This is a genomic window from Sphingobacterium sp. LZ11T8, from assembly GCF_024261425.1.
In the GTDB taxonomy this organism is placed as follows: Bacteria; Bacteroidota; Bacteroidia; order Sphingobacteriales; family Sphingobacteriaceae; genus Sphingobacterium.
This window is the reverse complement of record NZ_JANBZY010000001.1, coordinates 544,366-564,876: the sequence shown is the minus strand read 5'-3', so window position 1 is coordinate 564,876 and position 20,511 is coordinate 544,366. Positions and strand designations below refer to the sequence as shown.

At 41.3% G+C, this 20,511-nt stretch carries 18 protein-coding genes and 2 tRNA genes; 11 read left to right on the top strand and 9 right to left on the bottom strand.

Annotation, left to right across the window (positions count from 1 at the left end):
* The first annotated feature begins 9 nt into the window (after positions 1-9).
* The 3 genes from NLF99_RS02410 to NLF99_RS02400 all read left to right on the top strand — a co-directional run bounded on the left by NLF99_RS02410 (position 10) and on the right by NLF99_RS02400 (position 4,446).
* Complete coding sequence (locus tag NLF99_RS02410) at positions 10-1,521, top strand: sodium:solute symporter (RefSeq protein WP_185212983.1); 1,512 nt, start codon at positions 10-12, stop codon at positions 1,519-1,521.
* 68 nt (positions 1,522-1,589) lie between these two features.
* Entirely contained in the window at positions 1,590-2,405 is an 816-nt protein-coding gene (locus NLF99_RS02405) for a purine-nucleoside phosphorylase (protein ID WP_185212984.1), read from the top strand.
* Positions 2,406-2,463: 58 nt separating this feature from the next.
* Positions 2,464-4,446, top strand: coding sequence for a putative porin (locus NLF99_RS02400; RefSeq protein ID WP_254526597.1), 1,983 nt, complete (start codon positions 2,464-2,466; stop codon positions 4,444-4,446).
* Between the two features lie 240 nt (positions 4,447-4,686).
* On the opposite strand, the gene NLF99_RS02395 is transcribed toward NLF99_RS02400, so the two are convergent.
* From NLF99_RS02395 to NLF99_RS02365, 7 genes are all read right to left on the bottom strand, one after another.
* Positions 4,687-5,049 carry a hypothetical protein gene (locus tag NLF99_RS02395; protein WP_254526596.1) on the bottom strand — a complete coding sequence of 121 codons (363 nt, stop codon included), beginning with the start codon at positions 5,047-5,049 and terminating at the stop codon, positions 4,687-4,689.
* 1,050 nt (positions 5,050-6,099) lie between these two features.
* The gene (locus NLF99_RS02390) at positions 6,100-6,366 is read right to left on the bottom strand and encodes a GIY-YIG nuclease family protein (RefSeq protein WP_185214507.1); all 267 of its coding nucleotides are present in this window, start codon (positions 6,364-6,366) and stop codon (positions 6,100-6,102) included.
* A gap of 359 nt (positions 6,367-6,725) precedes the next feature.
* Positions 6,726-6,800: transfer RNA gene (locus NLF99_RS02385), tRNA-Val, on the bottom strand.
* 62 nt (positions 6,801-6,862) lie between these two features.
* Positions 6,863-6,940, bottom strand: a tRNA-Val gene (locus tag NLF99_RS02380).
* Between the two features lie 178 nt (positions 6,941-7,118).
* The gene (locus NLF99_RS02375) at positions 7,119-7,442 is read right to left on the bottom strand and encodes a DUF6686 family protein (RefSeq protein WP_185215839.1); all 324 of its coding nucleotides are present in this window, start codon (positions 7,440-7,442) and stop codon (positions 7,119-7,121) included.
* A gap of 220 nt (positions 7,443-7,662) precedes the next feature.
* Complete coding sequence (locus NLF99_RS02370) at positions 7,663-8,379, bottom strand: DUF1080 domain-containing protein (RefSeq protein WP_254526595.1); 717 nt, start codon at positions 8,377-8,379, stop codon at positions 7,663-7,665.
* 128 nt (positions 8,380-8,507) lie between these two features.
* Positions 8,508-9,029: an NADPH-dependent FMN reductase gene (locus NLF99_RS02365; protein WP_185211409.1), complete on the bottom strand. Its 522-nt coding sequence runs from the start codon at positions 9,027-9,029 to the stop codon at positions 8,508-8,510.
* Between the two features lie 214 nt (positions 9,030-9,243).
* Between NLF99_RS02365 and NLF99_RS02360 the strand changes: the two genes are divergently transcribed.
* From NLF99_RS02360 to lepB, 5 genes are read left to right on the top strand one after another with little or no spacing between them, the layout of a single operon-like run.
* The gene (locus NLF99_RS02360; RefSeq protein ID WP_185211408.1) at positions 9,244-10,044 is read left to right on the top strand and encodes a ParA family protein; all 801 of its coding nucleotides are present in this window, start codon (positions 9,244-9,246) and stop codon (positions 10,042-10,044) included.
* Position 10,045: 1 nt separating this feature from the next.
* Entirely contained in the window at positions 10,046-10,966 is a 921-nt protein-coding gene (locus tag NLF99_RS02355) for a ParB/RepB/Spo0J family partition protein (protein WP_254526594.1), read from the top strand.
* A complete protein-coding gene (locus tag NLF99_RS02350) occupies positions 10,966-11,712 on the top strand; it encodes a DUF5683 domain-containing protein (protein ID WP_185211406.1) in 747 nt (248 codons plus the stop codon). The genes NLF99_RS02355 and NLF99_RS02350 overlap by 1 nt, the downstream gene beginning before the upstream one ends.
* 15 nt (positions 11,713-11,727) lie before the next feature.
* A complete protein-coding gene (gene dapB, locus NLF99_RS02345; RefSeq protein ID WP_185211405.1) occupies positions 11,728-12,471 on the top strand; it encodes a 4-hydroxy-tetrahydrodipicolinate reductase in 744 nt (247 codons plus the stop codon).
* A gap of 3 nt (positions 12,472-12,474) precedes the next feature.
* On the top strand, positions 12,475-13,917 hold the full coding sequence (gene lepB / locus NLF99_RS02340) for a signal peptidase I (protein ID WP_185211404.1): 1,443 nt from the start codon (positions 12,475-12,477) through the stop codon (positions 13,915-13,917).
* 70 nt (positions 13,918-13,987) lie between these two features.
* Here lepB and NLF99_RS02335 read toward each other — a convergent pair whose 3' ends face one another.
* Complete coding sequence (locus NLF99_RS02335) at positions 13,988-14,704, bottom strand: pyridoxine 5'-phosphate synthase (RefSeq protein WP_254526593.1); 717 nt, start codon at positions 14,702-14,704, stop codon at positions 13,988-13,990.
* A 108-nt stretch (positions 14,705-14,812) separates the two neighbouring features.
* On the opposite strand from NLF99_RS02335, the gene cdaA reads away from it, so the two are divergent.
* The 3 genes from cdaA (at position 14,813) to NLF99_RS02320 (ending at position 19,549) form a co-directional block, all read left to right on the top strand.
* Complete coding sequence (cdaA, locus tag NLF99_RS02330) at positions 14,813-15,607, top strand: diadenylate cyclase CdaA (RefSeq protein WP_185211402.1); 795 nt, start codon at positions 14,813-14,815, stop codon at positions 15,605-15,607.
* A gap of 105 nt (positions 15,608-15,712) precedes the next feature.
* Entirely contained in the window at positions 15,713-16,621 is a 909-nt protein-coding gene (locus NLF99_RS02325; protein WP_185215843.1) for a DUF1338 domain-containing protein, read from the top strand.
* Between the two features lie 3 nt (positions 16,622-16,624).
* A complete protein-coding gene (locus tag NLF99_RS02320; protein WP_254526592.1) occupies positions 16,625-19,549 on the top strand; it encodes an FAD-binding and (Fe-S)-binding domain-containing protein in 2,925 nt (974 codons plus the stop codon).
* 75 nt (positions 19,550-19,624) lie between these two features.
* Here NLF99_RS02320 and NLF99_RS02315 read toward each other — a convergent pair whose 3' ends face one another.
* The gene (locus NLF99_RS02315; RefSeq protein ID WP_185211399.1) at positions 19,625-20,470 is read right to left on the bottom strand and encodes a DUF2911 domain-containing protein; all 846 of its coding nucleotides are present in this window, start codon (positions 20,468-20,470) and stop codon (positions 19,625-19,627) included.
* Positions 20,471-20,511 lie beyond the last annotated feature (41 nt).

Here is a 20,511-nt window from a genome sequence, read left to right as displayed (position 1 = left end):
GATCTACCTATGTCACCAATTATCCTGCTAACTTTTATCGTGGTTTATTTTGGGCTTCTTTTGGCTGTAGCTTATTTTACATCCAGAAATTCCTCCGATAACTCCACGTTCTTTGTCGCGAACAGAAATGCCAAATGGTACATGGTTGCCTTCGGTATGATCGGAACCGCCCTATCGGGAGTTACCTTTATTTCAGTTCCCGGTGATGTGGGCAACACGCCCGCAGGCCTGAGCGACCCCAATAATTTCAGTTATTTTCAGTTTGTCCTTGGGAATGCCATAGGCTTCATTATCATCGCCTATGTCTTGCTTCCGCTTTATTACCGCATGAACCTAACGTCCATATATACTTATTTGGAAGAACGTTTAGGTCACAAAAGTTACAAGGCCGGAGCTATGATCTTTTTGATCTCCAGGACTATCGGATCTGCATTTAGATTGTACCTAGTTGCCATCGTATTGCAGCGCTATATTTTCGATGCTTGGAATGTACCATTCATCCTAACTGTGGCAGTCTGTCTTATTTTAATTTGGCTGTACACCAATAAGGGCGGATTAAAAACGATTATTATTACCGATACTTTACAGACGACTTTCCTATTATTGGCCGTTGTCCTGTCTATTTATTTTATGGCAGATGGCTTGGGCTGGACCGTTACAGAGGCATTTGAAAAGGTTAAGGAAAGCACCTATTCCAAAGTATTTATCTGGGAGAACCTATTGGGCGACCCTAGGAATATCTGGAAACATGTGATCGGCGGTATCTTCGTGACCATTGCCATGACAGGTCTTGACCAAGATTTAATGCAGAAAAACCTGAGCATGAAAACCATCAAGGAAGCACAGACCAACATGATGACCTTTACAGGTATCTTCGTGGTGATCAATCTATTCTTCCTAGCGGTGGGTGCTTTGTTGTATTTCTATGCTGATGCAAACGGAATCAATATCGCTGACCTGGGCAAATCGGATTATCTGTATCCAGAAATCGCTTTGAGACACCTGTCTATCGTACCGGGAATTATCTTTATGATGGGATTGACAGCAGCGACATTCGCAACAACAGATTCTGCATTGACAGCCTTGACCACTTCTTATTGTGTGGATTTCTTGAACTTCAATAAAAAGGAAAACCCTAATGATCCAAAATTGGTCAAACAACGTAACTATGTGCACTTTGCATTCTCGATCGTTATGTTATTGGTTATTTTGTTGTTCCATGTCATCAACGATGAGTCGGTCGTATCAGCCATCTTTAAGATTGCTGGATACACTTACGGTCCATTGTTAGGCCTGTTCTCTTTCGGTATCTTGACCAAGATGCGGGTCAAAGATAACCTTGTGCCTTACATCTGTGTCGTTTCACCGATATTGATGTACTTGTTGACGACCTATCTATTACCACTGACTGAATATAAAATCGGCTTCGAGCTGATCGTTTATAATGGCTTAACTACCTTTATCTTGTTATGGTTAACTTCTCCAGGAAAAGTTAGAAAACCCATGACTGCTGTAAAGTAAGCCTATTCCTTTGATTTGTGTGTGCAAAAAAATAACAGTAAGTTTGATTAACTAGTTTTTTTGCACACATGTATCAAATGATTGAAGAATCTATCCAATCTATCCGTCGTAAAATCGGCGATTTCACCCCAGAATTCGGAATTATCTTAGGCACAGGCCTTGGAAAACTTGTAGAGGAAATTGAAGTGGAATTTCAGATGATGTATTCCAATATTCCCAATTTCCCAATCTCTACCGTTGAATTCCATACCGGAAAATTGATCTTTGGAACCCTCAATGGGCGTAAGGTGGTAGCCATGCAAGGTAGACTCCATTATTATGAAGGTTACAGCATGCAGGAAATCACTTTCCCTGTTCGCGTGATGAAAGGCTTAGGGATCCAAAAATTATTCGTATCCAATGCTTCAGGTTCCTTGAACCCTGATATCCGAAAAGGTGATATCGGTATTATTGAAGATCATATCAACTTACTTCCCGATAATCCATTACGGGGAACGAACGATGAGGACCTGGGGCCCCGTTTCCCTGACATGAGCCAGCCTTATAATTTCCAGATGATCGAACAAGGCATGGAGATCGCCAATAATCTAGGTTTCAGAACCCATAAAGTGGTGTATGTCTCCGCTCCGGGACCAAATCTTGAAACCCGTGCCGAATACCGCTACATGCGTATTATCGGAGGAGATATCGTCGGAATGAGTACGGTTCCTGAAGTGATCGTTGCCAATCATATGGGATTACCTGTTTTTGCCATCTCCGTAGTGACAGATGAAGGTTTCCATCCGAATCTAAGACCGGTATCGCTTCAGGAAATAGTGGAAGTGGCCGCAAAGGCAGAACCAAAAATGACAAGTATTTTAAAAGAATTGATCGCATTGCAATAATTTTGGTTTTTTGCGCTATTTTTGAGGGCATAAATTTTGTACCGTTCCTGATTTGAGTATGCTAAGAAGGTTATTGTTTGTATTGTTGTTGTTTAGCCTTGTTCCTAAACTATACGCCCAGACTGAAGAGGAGTTCAGTTCTGCATTGGATTCTGCGCGTAATGCAGAGGATAATAAGAAAGATTCAGTCATCTTCACGGCTAAATACGTAAGGTTTACCAACCTGAAAACAATGAAGCGGGGAACAAAGACCTTTCAGATCGATACTTCCCATGTCAATTTCCAATATTACAATAAACAGAACCTTCCTTGGGATCCTTCAATCAACCTAGGGTCCTATGGTTTGGCGACTCGAGACTTGTTGTTCAACCCGAACAAGACCATTGGTTTTCAATCCGGCTATCATGCCATGGAACGATATATCCTGCATCCGGATTCTGTCCAATATTACCGTGCTCGTGCTCGTTATTCAGAATTATATGCTGTAGGTTTCTTCTTTGATGATCAGGTTTTCCGAGCTAAATTGGCGCAGAATATTAATCCCCACCTGAATATTGGTGCGGAATACCATGCTACCAATACCGACGGATTTTATAATAACCAACAATATAGTGACCGAAAAGGGGCTGTATTTGCCTGGTACGAATCGCCTAGCAAGAGGTACAACCTCCTTTCAAACTTTACGTTCAACACCTTAGACGCGACCGAGAACGGTTCGGTAAGGAACGATACCTTATTCAGGGATACTTCCAGCAATACTTCGCCATCTCGTTATCCCGTGAAATTGGATGGGATACAGTCAAACCGCCCTTATAATAAATGGAAAGATCTGGGCTTCTTTATCAGGCAATCCTATTTTATGGGAAGGATCGACACGGTCAGTGGCAATGGTCCAGACGCCGAAATCCATCCAACGAATGTTATTGCCCATAACTCCAGTATCAGGCAACAGAAGTTTATCTTCTTCAAGAATCAGGCGGACCTCTATAATGCCCTACCTTTCAACAATCTGGTAAGGGTAGAGGACACAACAAAAATTACAACCATTTCGAACGATTTTACCTATAGTTTCTATCTCCGAGGGAAAAGCCTCAAGAATGAAGCTAAGGTCGAACTGGGCTTCCAAAATGACCTGATATGGTATGCAGACAGTGTGTTGAATAAGTTTTACCAGAACTCCATGGTAAAGGGAGCTGTCGGCTATAAGTTTTCCGATAAAGTTGACGTCAATTTTACCGCCAACCAAATTGTGGTAGGCCGAAACTTTGGGGATTTCCTTTATGAGGCCTATGCCGACATACATTTGAACGAAACCTTAGGAAAATTAAGGATCGGTGCCTATTCCCAGAATAAATCGCCCGAAATGATATTCCAAAATGCCAACCTTTCTTACCATTCCTGGAAAGAGGAAGACCTTAATCTGAATAAGATCAAGACCCAAAACCTTTCCTTTCAATACGCAAATGATAAGTTGGGATTCAACGGAAAGCTGGAGTATTTCTTGATCAATAACTATACTTATTTTCAGGAAGTTCCAAATCCTGACAACAATATATTGGGTGCGAGGAATATCCTGCCAACCCAAGAGGGAAACCTTAATCTCTTGAAACTGACCGTCGGCCAGAATTTCAAGTTCCGTAGGTTCCACTTAGATAACCGCGTGGTTTACCAAAAGTCCGATGCGATGGACATCCTGGCGACGCCAGAGCTGTACACATGGCACAGTTTCTACTATGCGAACAAGCTGTACAATGTCATGGACTTTAGATTGGGTATGGATGTACGTTTCAATACCCCATTCCGTACACCTTCTTATTCCATCAACTCCGGACAGTTCTATAATGACAACGTAGGGATCGAGTTCTCAACTTACCCTATCGCCGATCTTTGGTTCACTGGAAACATCGATCGTGTCAATCTTTTCTTAAGCTATAACTTCGTCAACCAACATGTGTACCCTAATGGGTATTACAGCGTAAGACGTTATCCTATGGCGCCTGCAAACCTAAGGTTTGGGGTATCCTGGAAGTTCTATGATTAGTGGTTTTTAGTATTTAGTAGAGAGTATTTAGTATTTAGACTTGGTGAAAATTCTTGCCAGGGAGGGGAGTTTTTGTGTGGATTACAGGTGAAATCTTGTAAAAGTGCGTAGTTTTTTGAGAGGATTTTTGGCGATGGGCTTTGAGTATTATTCGAGGCATGTTCGGGACATATTGCGAAAATTCCGAATGTGTCTCGAATGAGGTCAGGATTATTGCTGTGAGGATTTTTTGATTATGGTCTAATCACAAGCCATGGTGTTGAATTCGATCTGCAATTGGGTTGACCCTTTTTCGTCAACAGTTAGCCATTGATAGTTTTTAAGGGTATATGCATTGCCACCATCAATTGAAACCCATTCATCTATACCTTTTGCGCCGTTTTTTAAGTCCCCTCTCGTCGTGAGGCCAATTGGAGCTAGATATTTTCTGTCATGTACCAGGACTTTGCATTTAGAGCTTTTAATTGCTTCTGATGCTTGGACACTAGAATAAAATTTAGCTTTTGTTAGTGCAGGTAAAACAGAGCTTATTTTTGAAGGAGACATTGAAGTTGCGCATGAGGTTATTAAAATAATAATACCCATTACTAATAGGTTTTTCATATTGAGATTTTTTGAGATTGTAAATATAACGTTTTAAAATCTTAAAAAATCCTATTGGTTTAATAATTAATAAATAGGAAATAATAATTATCAAAACATAGGTTTATAGCATTTTTGATTCTGAACGATCAGTAAAGAATATGTACGGTTCTTCTCTATATGGGCGTGTCATTCTGTACTGAAGGTACAGGGACTGTTCGCTAATACAATCATGGTCTGCATAGTTCCGAGACCTTTCGTTCCTCAAGGTGACACAGGAAAAGGGAGCTTTGTGGCATCGGAGGATGTCCCGAAGAGTATCGGAATAACCCTTTCTTGCTATGAAATAGTTTCCTCATCTTACGATTTCGGAATGACCACAATTTCCTAAAAAAACAAGAAATAGATTCTTCGCGTTGCTCTGAATCCCTCTTTATCGCTCTCTGATTCTGAACGATCAGTGAAGAATCTGTACGGTTCTCCTCTATACGGGCGTGTCATTCTGTACCGCAGGTACAGGAACTGTTCGCTAATACAATCAGGATTCGCATGGTTCTGAGACCTTTCGTTCCTACCAATGACAAGTTTGTTAAATCTTTGTTTCTAGGTATTTAGCCCGCAAATTTATTTTTCTGATTTATTTCTCTTTTGGCGAACTACTGCCCTGGAAGGGCAGAATTATTTTAGAATTGGTATTGAACTATAAAGGGTTAATGCAAAAACGATGTTCGATTAATCGAACATCGTTTTTGCGCTACTTTCAGGCTAACGTACCATACCAGCTAAAATAATGGAACCCCAAAAGGGGTTCTATATTTAAAAAATAAAAGAGCTAATTGATTTTCATTGCCAATTACTGTCATCAACTTCCAATAAATTTAGTCCAAATTTTTACTTCTCAGGGTGGCACAAGGAAAAGAGAGCGTATTTGTGGCCTATTGTCCAATGAGACAACATTATTTTAGCTGGATGGTTTGAGACCAAATAGGGTAAAGCAAAAAAGCATCAAGAAATTGATGCTTTTCTTTCGGTAGTGGAGGCTACTGGATTCGAACCAGTGACCACTTCCGACTATAAGTCGGAATGCTCTGAACCAGCATCGCGTATGAGTTTTTCGATAAGCTTCTTGCTTTTCCACCCTTTTATTTCTTTTTCTCTTCTCATGGCTTCATTTTTTTGATTGAATGATTCTACATGGACTATAATCCAATCATTGGCTCGGTTTGTAAATCCCTTGCTTTTTGAGTTATGTCGTCGTAACCTGTCTGTAATGTCTTGAGTAAATCCGATATAATATCGGTCTAGAGAAGGAGAGTAAATAATGTACACTGTATACATTAGAGAAAATTGTAGTATAAATTCCTTAAACGCAAAAAATGATCACTTATTTGATGCTTTTCTTTCGGTAGTGGAGGCTACTGGATTCGAACCAGTGACCACTTCCGACTTTAGGTCGGAATGCTCTGAACCAGCTTCACCGCCCTGGAAAAACATCCATTTAGTACCTTTAAACGCAAAAAAGCATCAATTTCTTGATGCTTTTCTTTCGGTAGTGGAGGCTACTGGATTCGAACCAGTGACCACTTCCGACTTTAGGTCGGAATGCTCTGAACCAGCTTCACCGCCCTGGAAAAACATCCATTTAGTACCTTTAAACGCAAAAAAGCATCAATTTCTTGATGCTTTTCTTTCGGTAGTGGAGGCTACTGGATTCGAACCAGTGACCCTCTGCTTGTAAGGCAGATGCTCTGAACCAGCTGAGCTAAGCCTCCTTTTTATTGACCATTTCCGATTTGACATCGGAATGCTCTGAATGACTGAGCTTGGTCTTTTTTGGTGGAGAATACTGGATTCGAACCAGTGACCCTCTGCTTGTAAGGCAGATGCTCTGAACCAGCTGAGCTAATTCTCCTTTTCCGTGTTGCGGTGTGCAAATATAGGGGTTAATTCTGATTTACAAAATATTTTATGGATATTTTTTGTGGGTGAATTGGCAAATTATTCAAAGCCAAATAATTAATTTGATTTTTAGTGTGGCGTCTTGGATACTGTACGGTCAGAAAGATAGTGGGAAAGTCCATTGAAGCCTGCTATTGCAAGAAAGAATAGATTCTTTCCATGTAATAGGCCTCGTCTAAAGACCTGACCAATTCAGTCATTTCAAAGTGGTTGAAGGAAAAATTGATTCCCGAATAGGGGCTGTTCAATAAGATCCGTTCTCGGCCATCTGGAAATGATACGGGGCTGCTTTCGGCATAGATATCCTTCACGATCCTTCGGAACATGATAAAATCTTCTTTGCTGAAGTTGATGAGGATATTATTGAAACAAAGGTGTATGATATTCTGACCCTCTGGCATACTGATGAAGCCTTGGTCATTTTTGGAGAGAATTCTTAGGCGACAGTTGTCCATATATAGCCAATCCCGTTTTTTATTTGTGCCTGCGTTACCCGCATGCCTATCTTCATGCGGGTAAACAGGACTTCTGTATAATTGAAACTGTTTTCTTTGCTGGAGTAAAAGTAGGTATTATTTAGAATGATTATAAATAATAGTTCCTTTATGACATTGGGATTATATATTGTCGCCTGAGTTAAAAAAAACGTCAGGATTTCTACTGTAATAGCCGTGTCTACAGTTCTCTGATGACGATATTTCGGAAACCAACAGAGTCTGTATGATTTTGGAATGCTATCTTTCCTTTAGGGTATGTCGCAAACGCTGGATAGTTTTTCATGTTGCTATTGGCAATCTTTTGTTTGAATGCAGGGGTATTGATGCTATCTTGAAAGGTGATCTTGTCGTTTAGCCAAAAGGTTACCTGTCCATCCTGCTGTTTGATCTTGGCTTTGTTCCATTCGCCGAAAGGATTGGGCTTGGAGTTGCTGCCGATACATTCCACTGAATAGAGACAGCCTGCCCAATGCGTGGAATCTACCTGATGCCTTGGTTCGGCATTGGCATTGTCAAGGAGTTGCATTTCTAGTCCAGTTGCAAAGGTGGCTGCGTAGGTACTATCCTCGCGAACATTGATGAATACACCACTGTTTCCTCCTTTTTTGACCTTCCATTCGAAGTCCAGTTCAAAGTCTTGGTATTCTTTGTCGCTGATCAAGTCGCCGAATTCTCCATTGCCCTTCGGGTCACAGATTAATTCGCCATTGTCGACTTTCCATTTGGAATCCATATTTCCACGGTTGTAGACATGCCATCCGGTCAAGTCCTTTGCATTGAAAAATGCACTGGAATCTGTAGTTTCTGGATTTTCTTTTACGGTTGAGGATTGGTTACAGGAAGCTAATGCTAAGGAAAGGATAAGTGCAACGGATTTGATAGGGTTGGTCGACATAGTTGTTGATTTTTAAAATTTTACAAAGGACTAAATGTAAAAAGAAAAATCAAGAAAATTTTGGGAGGACCCTAGAGAATAGCTTGTATAAAGAAAATATGACAGTGGAACCTAAAAAGCAGCTGGGCTTAGAAGCGTTCGATTTCGTCGATCTGTTCCATGATAAACTTCAATGATATGGGGTCTTGAAACTCTTCCTCTGAATTCAATTCGTTTTGGATCAGTGGAATGTGAATCTTTAAGGGCAAGACGTGCATGCGCATATAGTTGCATACACCAGTGAAGTGGTCCACGCCACGGATATTTCCATATTTTCCAGTTGATACCCCGACCAGAGCGGCCTTTTTGTGATAGAAAGAGGCAGGGAATGCGCAGGCATCTATAAACACCTTTAAGATTCCCGGGTAGGAGCCATTGTATTCTGGGATGATAAACACGAATTTTTTAGCTGCAGACACTTTTTCCTGGATCTCGGCAAAGGCTTCGCTGCGTTTTCCATATAGATCCGTATCAATGATATCATGGGGAAGATCCTCAAGGGAAAGTATCTCAAACTCTTCGCCCCTTTTTGACAATTCCTTTTGATAAAATTTTGCAACTTTTAATGAGTTGGAACGTTTTCTATTTGTGCCTGAGATAATTAAATTCATTGTTTGATGTTACATGTAAAAAGCAATAGCGTTCGGTATCAATACCTAAATCTATTTTTCGTATCTTAGCATCCTGACTTGGTAGAATGAGATTCGCTTCAAAATTAGCAAATTTAACATCATTTAAGTGTCTAATATCATCAAGGTATGTTAATTTGCATATTGAAGTGAAATAATGCCGGTCGACATTATTTTCAAAAATTGAGGAATCACAATGGGAAAGATTATTGCCATAGCCAATCAAAAAGGAGGAGTTGGTAAAACAACCACCTCCATCAATCTTGCTGCGAGTTTAGCTGTGTTAGAATATAAGACTTTGTTGGTGGATGCGGATCCGCAAGCAAACTCCACGTCTGGAATTGGTTTTGATCCTCGCGCCATTAAGACCAGCATTTATGAATGTTTGGTGAATGATGTGACAGCAAAAGAAGCCATACAGGCCACCGATACTCCAAATCTAGATCTATTGCCAGCCCATATCGACTTGGTCGGTGCGGAGATTGAGATGATCAACCTGGAGGAGCGCGAATACAAGATGAAACGGCTTTTGGATGAAGTGAAGGATGATTATGATTTTGTCATCATTGACTGTTCCCCATCTTTAGGGCTAATTACCATCAATGCACTTACAGCTTCAAATTCAGTGATCATTCCGGTTCAATGTGAGTATTTTGCATTGGAAGGATTGGGTAAGTTGTTGAATACAATTAAGATTGTACAGACACGATTGAACACCGAACTGGAGATCGAAGGTATTTTATTGACGATGTACGATGTTCGTTTGAGGTTATCGAACCAAGTAGTGGAGGAGGTGCGCACGCATTTCCACGATTTGGTGTTTGATACAATTATTCAGAGAAATACGCGTTTGAGTGAAGCCCCAAGTTTCGGGATTTCAGTAATCATGCATGATGCATCCTGTAAAGGTGCCATCAATTATTTGAACCTTGCACGTGAGATTTTGGAGAAGAATGGATTATTAAAAGAGAATAATAAGCAAACTGTAACAGTATAGTATGGCAGCACAACAGCGGAAAACAGGATTAGGTAAGGGTTTAGGCGCATTGCTTCAACAGGAAGTGATCAGTAGTCCTAAAGACAAGACGGCCGATGTTCCTGCGAGCAAGACACCGAGCTCTCCTGCCGGTAGCATAAACTTTATTAAAGTAGAACAAATATCGATCAACCCTTTTCAACCGAGGACAGATTTTGATGAAGGAGCCCTAAGGGAACTATCTGAGTCTATCGAGGTACAAGGTTTGATCCAGCCAATCACCGTTCGTCAGGTTGGTAAGAATGAATACCAATTGATCTCCGGTGAAAGAAGGTTGAGGGCGTCCAAATTGGCAGGTATTACCGAAATCCCTGCTTATGTGAGGACTGCAAACGATCAACAGATGCTAGAAATGGCTCTGATCGAGAACATTCAACGCGAAAACCTGAATGCCATTGAGATTGCATTGAGTTTCCAGCGAATGATCGAGGAATGCAGTCTGAAGCAAGAGGAACTGGGCGATCGCGTAAGCAAGAACCGTTCTACAGTAACCAATTACCTTCGTTTGTTAAAACTTCCTCCTGTGATCCAGGCGGCAATCCGTGATGGAGATTTATCCATGGGACATGCCAGAGCCTTGATCAATGTCGGAGAGATCGATAAACAGTTGTTTATATTCAAGGAGATTGTTGAAAAAGGATTGTCGGTACGTAAGGCTGAGCAATTGGTCCGTGAGGTTCAACAGGCTAAGGATAAAAAACAAAAAGGCAAAAAAGAGGCAGCTTTGAATTTTCAATATCAAAAGATTGAGGATGACCTGGCTTCGAAATTTGCCACTCGAGTAAAATTGAACGTGAAATCTACGAAAGGGAAAGGAGCCATTGAGATTCCTTTTAACTCGGAGGATGATTTGAGCCGAATTTTAGAGTTGTTAGACTGGTAATGTATAAATTTTTACTGCTCTTTGGGATGATCTTTTCCTTTACTTGTCTTAAAAGCCAAGTGAAAGATACCATTCCTGACTCTACGAAAATGGTCCAAGTGCAGGATTCTGTAAAGAAAGCTGCGCAAGATACCGTCAAGAAAGAGACTCGCGCGGAAAGGAAAGCCAGGATAAAGGCTGAAAAGGAGCGTGAGAAATTCTATTATAAGGATATCCGTAAGGATTCAGCAAGGTTGGCGATCGAAAGATTGACCAGGATTGCCTGGAAAAGATCTTTGATATTACCGGGTTGGGGACAGTATACCAATGGGGGCTTATGGTGGATCAAGGTTCCGATCATTTACGGAGGATTTGTTGGTGCAGGTCTGACCTTTAATTACTGGCAATGGTACTATAAAGAGTTCTTAGGTGAGCTGCAATATCGGGAAGAGTTTGGGCAGCCGTCCAATCACGAATCCTTGGGTATCAATAGTAGCTGGACCGTTCAGGGTTTGGTTCAACAGAAGGATTATGGTCGCAGAAACCGTGACCTGACGATCTTGCTAACGGTAGGTTGGTATGGATTGAACGTGGTTGAGGCCTATGTGGATTCGATCCTGAAAAACCGTTGGAATATCAGTAATGATCTGAGTTTTAAGGTTTCACCAACCTTACTTCCTAACTATGCTTATACACCGGGGATGGGTACTTTTTCTGGAAACGGATTTGTATCTCCGGGTTTGAAAATGACCTTTACCATTAAATAAAAACCAATTAACTATATGAAAATCGTTTTATTAGGTTATGGAAAAATGGGGCAACTGATCGAGCGCTTCGCCATGAAAAGAGGGCATGAAGTGGTTTTGATCGTTGATGAAAGAAATAGGGACAGCATTACTTCCGAAGATCTGGAGGAAGCTGATATGGCTATTGATTTCAGTACTCCAAATGCAGCCTTAGAAAATATCAGTCTTTGTTTTGAGTCCAATCTGCCCCTAGTGGTCGGAACCACGGGTTGGTATGAGCATTTGGACGAAGTAAAAGATACTTGTTTAGAAGCTGATCAAGCCTTGCTATATGGCTCTAATTTCAGCATTGGAGTGAATATCTTCTTCCATATCAACAAGATGTTGGCAAAGGCCATCAATCCATATAAGCAATACGATGTTCAGGTGGAGGAAATCCATCATATTCATAAATTAGATGCCCCAAGCGGAACAGCAATTACAATTGCTGAAGGGATTTTGGAGAACAGTGATGAAAAGAAATCCTGGGTAAATTCTGTGGAAGGGTCTGGTGAGGAAGTCATTCCAAAGCCAAATGAATTGCTGATCGAAAGTTTAAGAATAGAAGAAGTGCCTGGTACCCATACTGTTTTGTACAGCTCGGAAGTTGACCAAATCGAATTCAAGCACACTGCGCATAGCAGGGAAGGCTTTGCTTTGGGTGCGGTTATTGCGGCAGAGTGGCTTTTTGGTAAAAAAGGGTTTTATCAGGTGACTGAAATGTTTGATTTTAATAAATAATATATGTGGTATATCATTTTAGCCATATACATCATTGGTTCCGCTTACGGGCTGTACTTATTGTATAGAAAAGCGGGCAAGCAAGGATGGGAAGCTTTTGTTCCTGTTTATGCACAATATGTCATGGCGCAATTGGTTGGAAGGCCAACCTGGTGGATAGTGTGGCTATTTGTTCCGATTGTAAATATCTTTATAGGGTATGATCTCTTATTGAACTTGATTAAATCTTTTGGGAAACGCAGGTTTTGGGAAAATGCTGCTGCAGTGTTAGTTCCCTTTATCGTTTTGCCAATATGGGGCAGGGACCCGAATGTGAAATATTTGGGACAGTCCACTACCGAGGAATTCAAAAAGAAATATCCATATAAAAAGTCAGTAGCTAGAGAATGGGCTGACGCCATTATCTTTGCTACCGTTGCCGCAACGCTGATCCGTGGTTTCTTGATTGAAGCCTATATGATCCCTACTGGATCGATGGAAAGAAGCTTGTTGGTTGGTGACTTCTTGTTCGTAAGTAAGCTGAACTATGGCCCAAGGATTCCGATGACTCCTCTGGCATTTCCTTTTGCTCACCATACCATGCCTGTCACTGGTGGAAAAGCTTATTCTGAAGCGATCAAGATCCCATATAAAAGACTTCCTGGATTTCAGGATATCAAGAGAAATGATGTGGTTGTATTCAACTACCCAATGGAAGCTGATGCACCTTTCAATAGACCTATCGATAAACGCGAAAACTACATTAAGCGCTGTGTGGGTATGCCTGGGGATGTTATTTCCATGGAACGCACAAAACTATTTGTCAATGGAGAACCTGCCTTTACGGATGAGGATTTTCAGACCAACTATCTGGTCATAACAGACCCGAATGGTCTAAACCTACAGAAATTGTTGGATATGCGTATCGAGATGGATATGCTGTATACAGATCCAAGTATGGGTCAATATGCGATGCACATGACAAAATCTGAGGCTGAAGAGGTGAAGAAATGGTCCAACATCAAGGAATTCAGAGAGATTATTTATGAGCCAGGGGATGCGAATCCAGGTTTTCAGGCTTTCCCGATGTATACCAATGGGATCATTTGGAACTACGACAACTTTGGCCCTATCCAGGTTCCTAAAAAAGGATGGACCGTTAAGTTGGATTCATTGACAGTTCCATTGTACGAAAGAGCGATCTCGGTTTACGAAGGAAATACCTTTGAAAAGAAATCTGATGGCTATTATATCAATGGACAGAAGACCGACAGCTATACCTTCAATATGGATTACTATTGGATGATGGGTGATAACCGCCATAATTCATTGGATTCGAGAGGTTGGGGTTTTGTGCCGGAAGACCATATCGTAGGTAAGGCCTTGTTCACGTGGTTGAGCTGGGATGAGAATGGATCCTTCCTGTCGAAAATTAGATGGAATAGAATCTTTAGACCGATTCATTAAGGTCAATAGCAAATAGAAATGGGAGTCAGCAAAACTGGCTCCCATTTTTCATTTATGTGTTCTGCCTATGCTATTTTAGGCAGGCTAAGTATCTCTTGATGGTTTCTTCCAAACCTAGGTAAAGGGCATCGGAAATCAGGGCGTGGCCAATACTGACCTCCAATAATCCAGGGATGTTCTGATGGAAATATTGTAGGTTGTTTAGGTCAAGGTCATGGCCTGCATTTAATCCCAATCCAACATTTTGCGCCGCAAGAGCTGCATTAACATAAGGCTCTATCGCTTTTTCAGGATCATTTGGAAAATCGGTTGCATAGGCCTCGGTATATAGTTCAATCCGATCGGTTCCGGTTTCTGCTGCTGCTTCAACCAATTCCACTACTGGATCGACAAAGATAGAAACACGGATGCCCTGATCCTTGAAAAGCTTCACCATTTCGGAAAGATATTCACGGTGCTTGATGGTGTCCCAGCCATGGTTTGAAGTAATCTGTCCTTCTTCATCAGGAACCAAGGTCACCTGAGCGGGGTTATTCGCAAGGACCAAGTCAATAAATTTCTGCTCACGGCAATTACCTTCAATATTGAATTCGGTACTGATGTTGGCCTTTAAGTCATAAACATCCTGGTAGCGGATGTGTCTTTCGTCGGGTCTTGGGTGTACGGTAATTCCCTGTGCGCCAAATTTCTCACAAGCTAGGGCAGCGGCAAGAAGGTTTGGAACATTTCCACCACGGGCATTTCTCAGGGTCGCGATTTTATTGATATTTACTGAAAGTTTAGTCATAGTTTAGCTCCTTTTTACAAATTTACTGTTTTGCACTGCCATATTCCTATCATTTTATGATTTTAAATAGGTTCATCAATGGATAATATTTTTTAAATTGCAGGAAGTATGGATGGTTTGGACTTCAATCTATTAAGTGGCTTCAGGCTACTGGATTTCATCGATATATTGCTCGTGGCAATTATCATCTACTATGTCTATAGCTTGATCAAAGGGACTATAGCCGTAAATATCTTGATTGGTGTGGGGTTGTTTTACGGTATATATCTAGTCGTAAAGCAGATGGAGATGCGCCTTTTGACTGAGATATTCGGCGGTTTTATCTCTGTAGGATCCATTGCCTTGATTGTCGTGTTCCAGCAGGAAATACGGCGTTTCCTTTTACATATCGGTAAAAATATCTCCCTAAGGCGTAAGAAGTTCTTGTGGTCCATCTTTGGAGGCAAGAAATCTACCCACCGTGAGAATGTTGAATTTATCAAACCTATCGTGGAGGCTTGCCAGAACATGTCAAAGTCTAGAACTGGTGCGCTATTGGTTTTTTCAAGATATTTTGATGAGGAATATTACCAGACCAGCGGTACGATGATCGATGCGCCGATTTCCAAAAGATTATTAGAGAGTATATTTTTCAAAAATTCCCCTTTACACGATGGTGCCGTTATTATTGTGGACAACAGGATCATGACTGCGAGCTCGGTACTTCCCCTGTCGGACAGTGAGGACCTACCGCCTCAGTTTGGATTGAGGCACCGCGCAGCAATCGGTGTGACCGAGGTGTCTGAAGCTGTGGCCGTTATCGTATCGGAAGAAACCGGAGAGATTTCCTTCGCGAAGGATGGAAATATCAATATGAACCTGACTGCCGAGGAGTTGGAGAAGATTTTAGCGGAAGAATTGTAGTTTTCCTGAATAATATTTTTGGTTATCTCTTTTTTGCTGAACAATAGTTTTTGTTTGATAAATTTTAGATAACTTTATTCAAATTATAAGACTAAATTCATTGTTATGCATTTCGACGAAAAAAAGCCTATTGATATAGTGTTGAACGATTTGTTTGAACATTACCGAGCGAACGTTTCAGATGTTGATAAGATTACCAAGGCTCTTCTGGAGCGTGGAGTTGTACAATCGCAAGCTGACATCGTAAATGACCATATTGCATTCCGTACCTTAGGTGTTCCCAATCTAGGAATCGCCTCCTTCGAGAAGATTTTCCTTTCTTTCGGCTATAAAAAGATGGATTACTATTATTTTGAAGGCAAGAAACTTGACGCACATTGGTATGCACCTCCTGCTGACCATTATCCCCGAATATTTGTTTCCCAATTGCGAGTGTCTGAGTTGAGCCAAGCCGCCCAAGAGATTATCCTGAAATATACGGCTCCAATCACTTCTGATCCAGTGGATGCATTGGATCTGAACAATGGACAGCAATTGGCAGACTTCTTACAGAAGCCTTTATGGGATCTACCTACTTCCTCTGAATATGAAACCCTGCTCGCAGAAAGTGAATATGCGGCTTGGGTCATCTATAATCGCTATTACTTGAACCACTATACCATCTCTATCCATGAATTGAAAGATGGATATAATACCCTCGAAGAGTTCAATGCATTTTTAGAAAGCATTGGCATTAAATTGAACACTTCTGGTGGCAAGATCAAAACAAGTGGAGACAATCTTCTTAGACAGAGCAGTACGGTTTCGGCCTTGTATGATGCTAAATTTGCAGACGGTAAAACCTTGGAAATTGCAGGTAGTTATGTTGAATTTGCAGAACGCAGTGTATTGCCACAGTTTAAACATTTAGCAAAGGAAGAAATTAAGAGAGAGCATCGTCGTGACGGCTTCGAAACGAACAATGCCGATAAAATATTCGAAAGTACCTATACATCACAGATTAAAGGATCATAACTTATGGAAGAGCAGTTAACCCTGCTTTCGGAACAACTAAGTGGTGAACTATATTGGGATGAAAAGATGCGTCTGTTATATGCAACGGATGCTTCTGCTTATCGTGAGTTGCCACTTGCAGTAGCTTACCCCAAAGATAAGCAAGACCTTCTTTTGCTTATTAAATTTGCCCGAGAACAAAAGACTTCATTGATTCCTAGGACAGCTGGGACCTCCTTGGCTGGTCAGGTGGTTGGCGCAGGGATCGTGGTTGATGTTTCTAAATATTTCACGGAAATACTGGAAGTCAACCAAGCAGAATCCTGGGTGCGGGTTCAGCCCGGAGTAATCCGCGATGAACTGAACCTTTTCCTAAAACCCTATAAACTATATTTTGGCCCTGAAACTTCAACGGCTAATCGTGCTATGATCGGTGGGATGGTAGGCAACAATTCTTGTGGTTCCAATTCATTGATCTATGGAAGTGCCAGAGAGCATACCTTAGAGGTGGAAGCCTTGTTGAGCGATGGTTCTGAAGTAAGGTTCAAAGCATTGAGCTTTGAGGAGTTTGACAGCAAATGCAAACAACCTGATTTGGAAGGCCGGATCTATCATGAAATCCGGAGTATGTTGGGCAACTACCATAATCAGGAACAGATCCGTGAGAACTTTCCAAAGCCTTCTATTCATCGTAGAAATACAGGCTATGCGGTTGATATGCTTCTGGAAACCGATCCTTTTACAGCGGGGAAAGAACCTTTCAACTTCTGTAAACTGATCTGCGGTTCGGAAGGAACCCTTGCCTTCATTACCGAAATTAAGGTACACGCCAATCCATTGCCGGAAAACCCAAGTGGATTGCTTTGTATTCATTTCAATTCCTTGGAAGACGCCCTTAAGGGAAATCTTATTGTTTTGAAACACCATCCATTGGTCAGCGAACTGATGGATAAATATATTTTGGAGTGTACCAAGAATAATCTGGAACAGTCCAAGAACCGCTTTTTTGTTGATGGTGAACCTGAAGCAATCTTGATAGCAGAGTATGATGGGCTGGATCAAGAGGCTATCCTGAGCAAAGTTAAGGCCGTTGAGGAGGATCTTTTGGCCCATGGACTTGGTTATCACTTTCCAGTGGTTTTGGGAGATGACAAAAAGAAGGTCTGGAACCTTCGGAAAGCAGGTTTAGGCTTGCTGAGCAATGTGCCAGGGGATGAGAAACCTGTCGCGGTTATCGAGGATACTGCAGTTGATGTGGAGGATCTACCGGCCTATATCAGGGATTTCAATGAAATCCTAACGAAGTACAATCTTTATGCTGTTCATTACGCCCATGCGGCAACTGGTGAGCTTCACTTGAGGCCTATCATCAATTTGAAGACTGAGGAAGGCAATCAGCTATTTCGTGAAATAGCCCTTGAAATTGCTCATTTGGTGAAAAAATACAATGGTTCATTGAGCGGTGAGCATGGAGATGGACGATTGCGAGGGGAATTTATTCCGCTCATGATCGGAGAGCATAATTACCAATTGCTAAAGGAAATTAAAGAGACATGGGATCCGGAAGGGATCTTTAATCCCGGAAAGATTGTTGATACCCCTTCCATGAATAGCTCCTTGCGCTATAAGCCTGGACAAGCCAATAGAGAAATCAAGACCGTATTCAGGTATAAAGGACAGACCATTTTACAGCATGCTGAGCAATGTAATGGTTCTGGGGATTGTAGGAAGTCGCATTTATCAGGTGGTACGATGTGCCCTTCATATATGGCTACAAAAGATGAGAAGGATACAACAAGGGCACGAGCGAATATCCTGCGAGAGATGTTGACCAATTCGGAGAAGGCGAATCCTTTTGACCATGAGGAAATCAAGGAGGTCATGGATCTATGTATAAGCTGTAAAGGTTGTAAATCTGAATGTCCTTCCAGTGTGGATATGGCCAAATTGAAGGCAGAGTTCTTACAGGCCTATTACGATAGCCATGGTATTCCATTCCGATCAAGAATGATAGCCCATGTGGATACTTTAACGCAGTTGATGCAACCTATATCAGGTCTGTACAATTGGGTAGTGGAATCAAAGCTAACTTCTGGTCTAGTTAAAAATGTATTGGGATTTGCTCCTGAAAGACATATCCCTAAAATTGCTTCAAAGACCTTGAGAAAATGGTTCCAAGGAAAGGACAAGCCCTTTTCTGGTCATAAGGAACCAATCAAATCTGTATACTTTTTCTGTGATGAATTCACCAACTTCAATGATGTGGAGATTGGGAAGAAAGCTGTCATTCTCTTAGAGAAATTGGGCTATGAGGTGTTGATGGTGCCACATGCCTTTTCTGGAAGAGCCTTATTATCGAAAGGCTTATTGCGTGAAGCCAAGAAACTGGCCAATAAGAATGTGAAGACCTTCAGAGGAAGGTTGAATTCGAATACTAAGCTGGTTTCTGTTGAACCTTCGACCATTTTGACCTTCAGGGATGAATATGTGGACCTTGTAGACGAAGATTTGATGGCTGATGCCGAAAGGATCGCTCCTTTTGCATTGACTATTGAGGAGTTTATTTGGGAAGAGTATATGGTCGGGAATATATCATCTAACCAATTTGTTTCGAAGGAAGAAAATATTCTTTTACATGGACACTGCCAGCAAAAAGCTTGGGGGCTGTCGCCAATCGTTGCTAAGATCTTGGAGATACCGGCCAATTATAAGGTCAAGGAGATACCTTCAGGGTGTTGCGGTATGGCGGGCTCATTTGGTTATGAAAAAGAGCACTATGCGCTATCGATGAAAATTGGAGAGCTAGTGTTATTTCCGGCCGTGCGTGGAAAGGCTGATGAGACCTTGATTGCTGCACCAGGAGCAAGCTGTAGGCATCAGATCATGGATGGAACGGGTGCTGGAGCATTGCATCCAATCGAGATATTATTTAATGCCCTTAAAAGGTAAGGGACAGTAGTTGTTTATAAAAAAAGAAAGCGGAGATCGATGGTTCGGTCTCCGCTTTCTTGTCAAATGAATATTTTATTTTTTCGCAGCTTCTAGCGCTTGCGTGTTCAATTTTACATATTCTTGGTTGTTGCTTGCTTTTGCAATTGCTAAACCTTCTTCAGCAGCCTTAATTGCTCCGGCCTTATCGCCAGCTTTCGCCAAAACGATTGATTTCCAATATTTGATATGAGGAGCTTTTGTGTTTCCTTTGTCAGCTTCTTTCATCCAAGTCACCGTCTTTTGCATATCAAGACCATTGCTGAAATAGTACATAGCAGCTTGGAAATATGGTTTTTTATCACCTTTCATTGCTTCTTCGATGTTTGCCATGATCTCTTCTTTTTGATCTACAGCAATATTGAAAGAAACTTTTGTTTTCTCCCAGCTTAATGAAAGATCTAATGATTGCTCATGTACATCATCAAATTCAATGGTGAAGGTTTCAACAGGGTTTTCTAAGGTTGTAGGTTTTACTTTTACACGCAATACATCATCTTCAGCATTGTAGGTATAAGCACCCCACTGTTTTGCATTCGTATTGAAAACGATTGTCCATTCTTCTTTCCCAGGGATGGTAAATAGGGCATAAGTACCTGCCTCGAGCTTTTTACCTTCAATCATTACTTCAGATTGGAAAGTGATATTGGTTGCATCATTGGCACCCGTACGCCATATTTGATCATAAGGAACTAGATCTCCGAAAATAACACGTCCTTTAGCACTTGGGCGCTGATAAACCACACTAATCTGTTCTGTTCCCAAATCCTGTAGGATAAACTGGGTACTACTTGGTTGAGGCAGCTTTAATTGTGCTTCTGCTTGAGAAGACGTAAATACAAGCCCTGCCGCAACAAGGATACTTAATGCTAATTTTTTCATAATCATTTTAATAGAATATTCGAAGATAAGAAAAACTTCAA

Excerpts from the sequence above, each read along its gene's own strand:
- NLF99_RS02410 (WP_185212983.1), top strand. The coding sequence starts at position 10 with ATGTCACCAATTATCCTGCTAACTTTTATCGTGGTTTATTTTGGGCTT.
- NLF99_RS02405 (WP_185212984.1), top strand. The coding sequence starts at position 1,590 with ATGTATCAAATGATTGAAGAATCTATCCAATCTATCCGTCGTAAAATC.
- NLF99_RS02400 (WP_254526597.1), top strand. The coding sequence starts at position 2,464 with ATGCTAAGAAGGTTATTGTTTGTATTGTTGTTGTTTAGCCTTGTTCCT.
- NLF99_RS02395 (WP_254526596.1), bottom strand. The coding sequence starts at position 5,049 with ATGAAAAACCTATTAGTAATGGGTATTATTATTTTAATAACCTCATGC.
- NLF99_RS02390 (WP_185214507.1), bottom strand. The coding sequence starts at position 6,366 with ATGTATACAGTGTACATTATTTACTCTCCTTCTCTAGACCGATATTAT.
- NLF99_RS02375 (WP_185215839.1), bottom strand. The coding sequence starts at position 7,442 with ATGGACAACTGTCGCCTAAGAATTCTCTCCAAAAATGACCAAGGCTTC.
- NLF99_RS02370 (WP_254526595.1), bottom strand. The coding sequence starts at position 8,379 with ATGTCGACCAACCCTATCAAATCCGTTGCACTTATCCTTTCCTTAGCA.
- NLF99_RS02365 (WP_185211409.1), bottom strand. The coding sequence starts at position 9,029 with ATGAATTTAATTATCTCAGGCACAAATAGAAAACGTTCCAACTCATTA.
- NLF99_RS02360 (WP_185211408.1), top strand. The coding sequence starts at position 9,244 with ATGGGAAAGATTATTGCCATAGCCAATCAAAAAGGAGGAGTTGGTAAA.
- NLF99_RS02355 (WP_254526594.1), top strand. The coding sequence starts at position 10,046 with ATGGCAGCACAACAGCGGAAAACAGGATTAGGTAAGGGTTTAGGCGCA.
- NLF99_RS02350 (WP_185211406.1), top strand. The coding sequence starts at position 10,966 with ATGTATAAATTTTTACTGCTCTTTGGGATGATCTTTTCCTTTACTTGT.
- dapB (WP_185211405.1), top strand. The coding sequence starts at position 11,728 with ATGAAAATCGTTTTATTAGGTTATGGAAAAATGGGGCAACTGATCGAG.
- lepB (WP_185211404.1), top strand. The coding sequence starts at position 12,475 with ATGTGGTATATCATTTTAGCCATATACATCATTGGTTCCGCTTACGGG.
- NLF99_RS02335 (WP_254526593.1), bottom strand. The coding sequence starts at position 14,704 with ATGACTAAACTTTCAGTAAATATCAATAAAATCGCGACCCTGAGAAAT.
- cdaA (WP_185211402.1), top strand. The coding sequence starts at position 14,813 with ATGGATGGTTTGGACTTCAATCTATTAAGTGGCTTCAGGCTACTGGAT.
- NLF99_RS02325 (WP_185215843.1), top strand. The coding sequence starts at position 15,713 with ATGCATTTCGACGAAAAAAAGCCTATTGATATAGTGTTGAACGATTTG.
- NLF99_RS02320 (WP_254526592.1), top strand. The coding sequence starts at position 16,625 with ATGGAAGAGCAGTTAACCCTGCTTTCGGAACAACTAAGTGGTGAACTA.
- NLF99_RS02315 (WP_185211399.1), bottom strand. The coding sequence starts at position 20,470 with ATGAAAAAATTAGCATTAAGTATCCTTGTTGCGGCAGGGCTTGTATTT.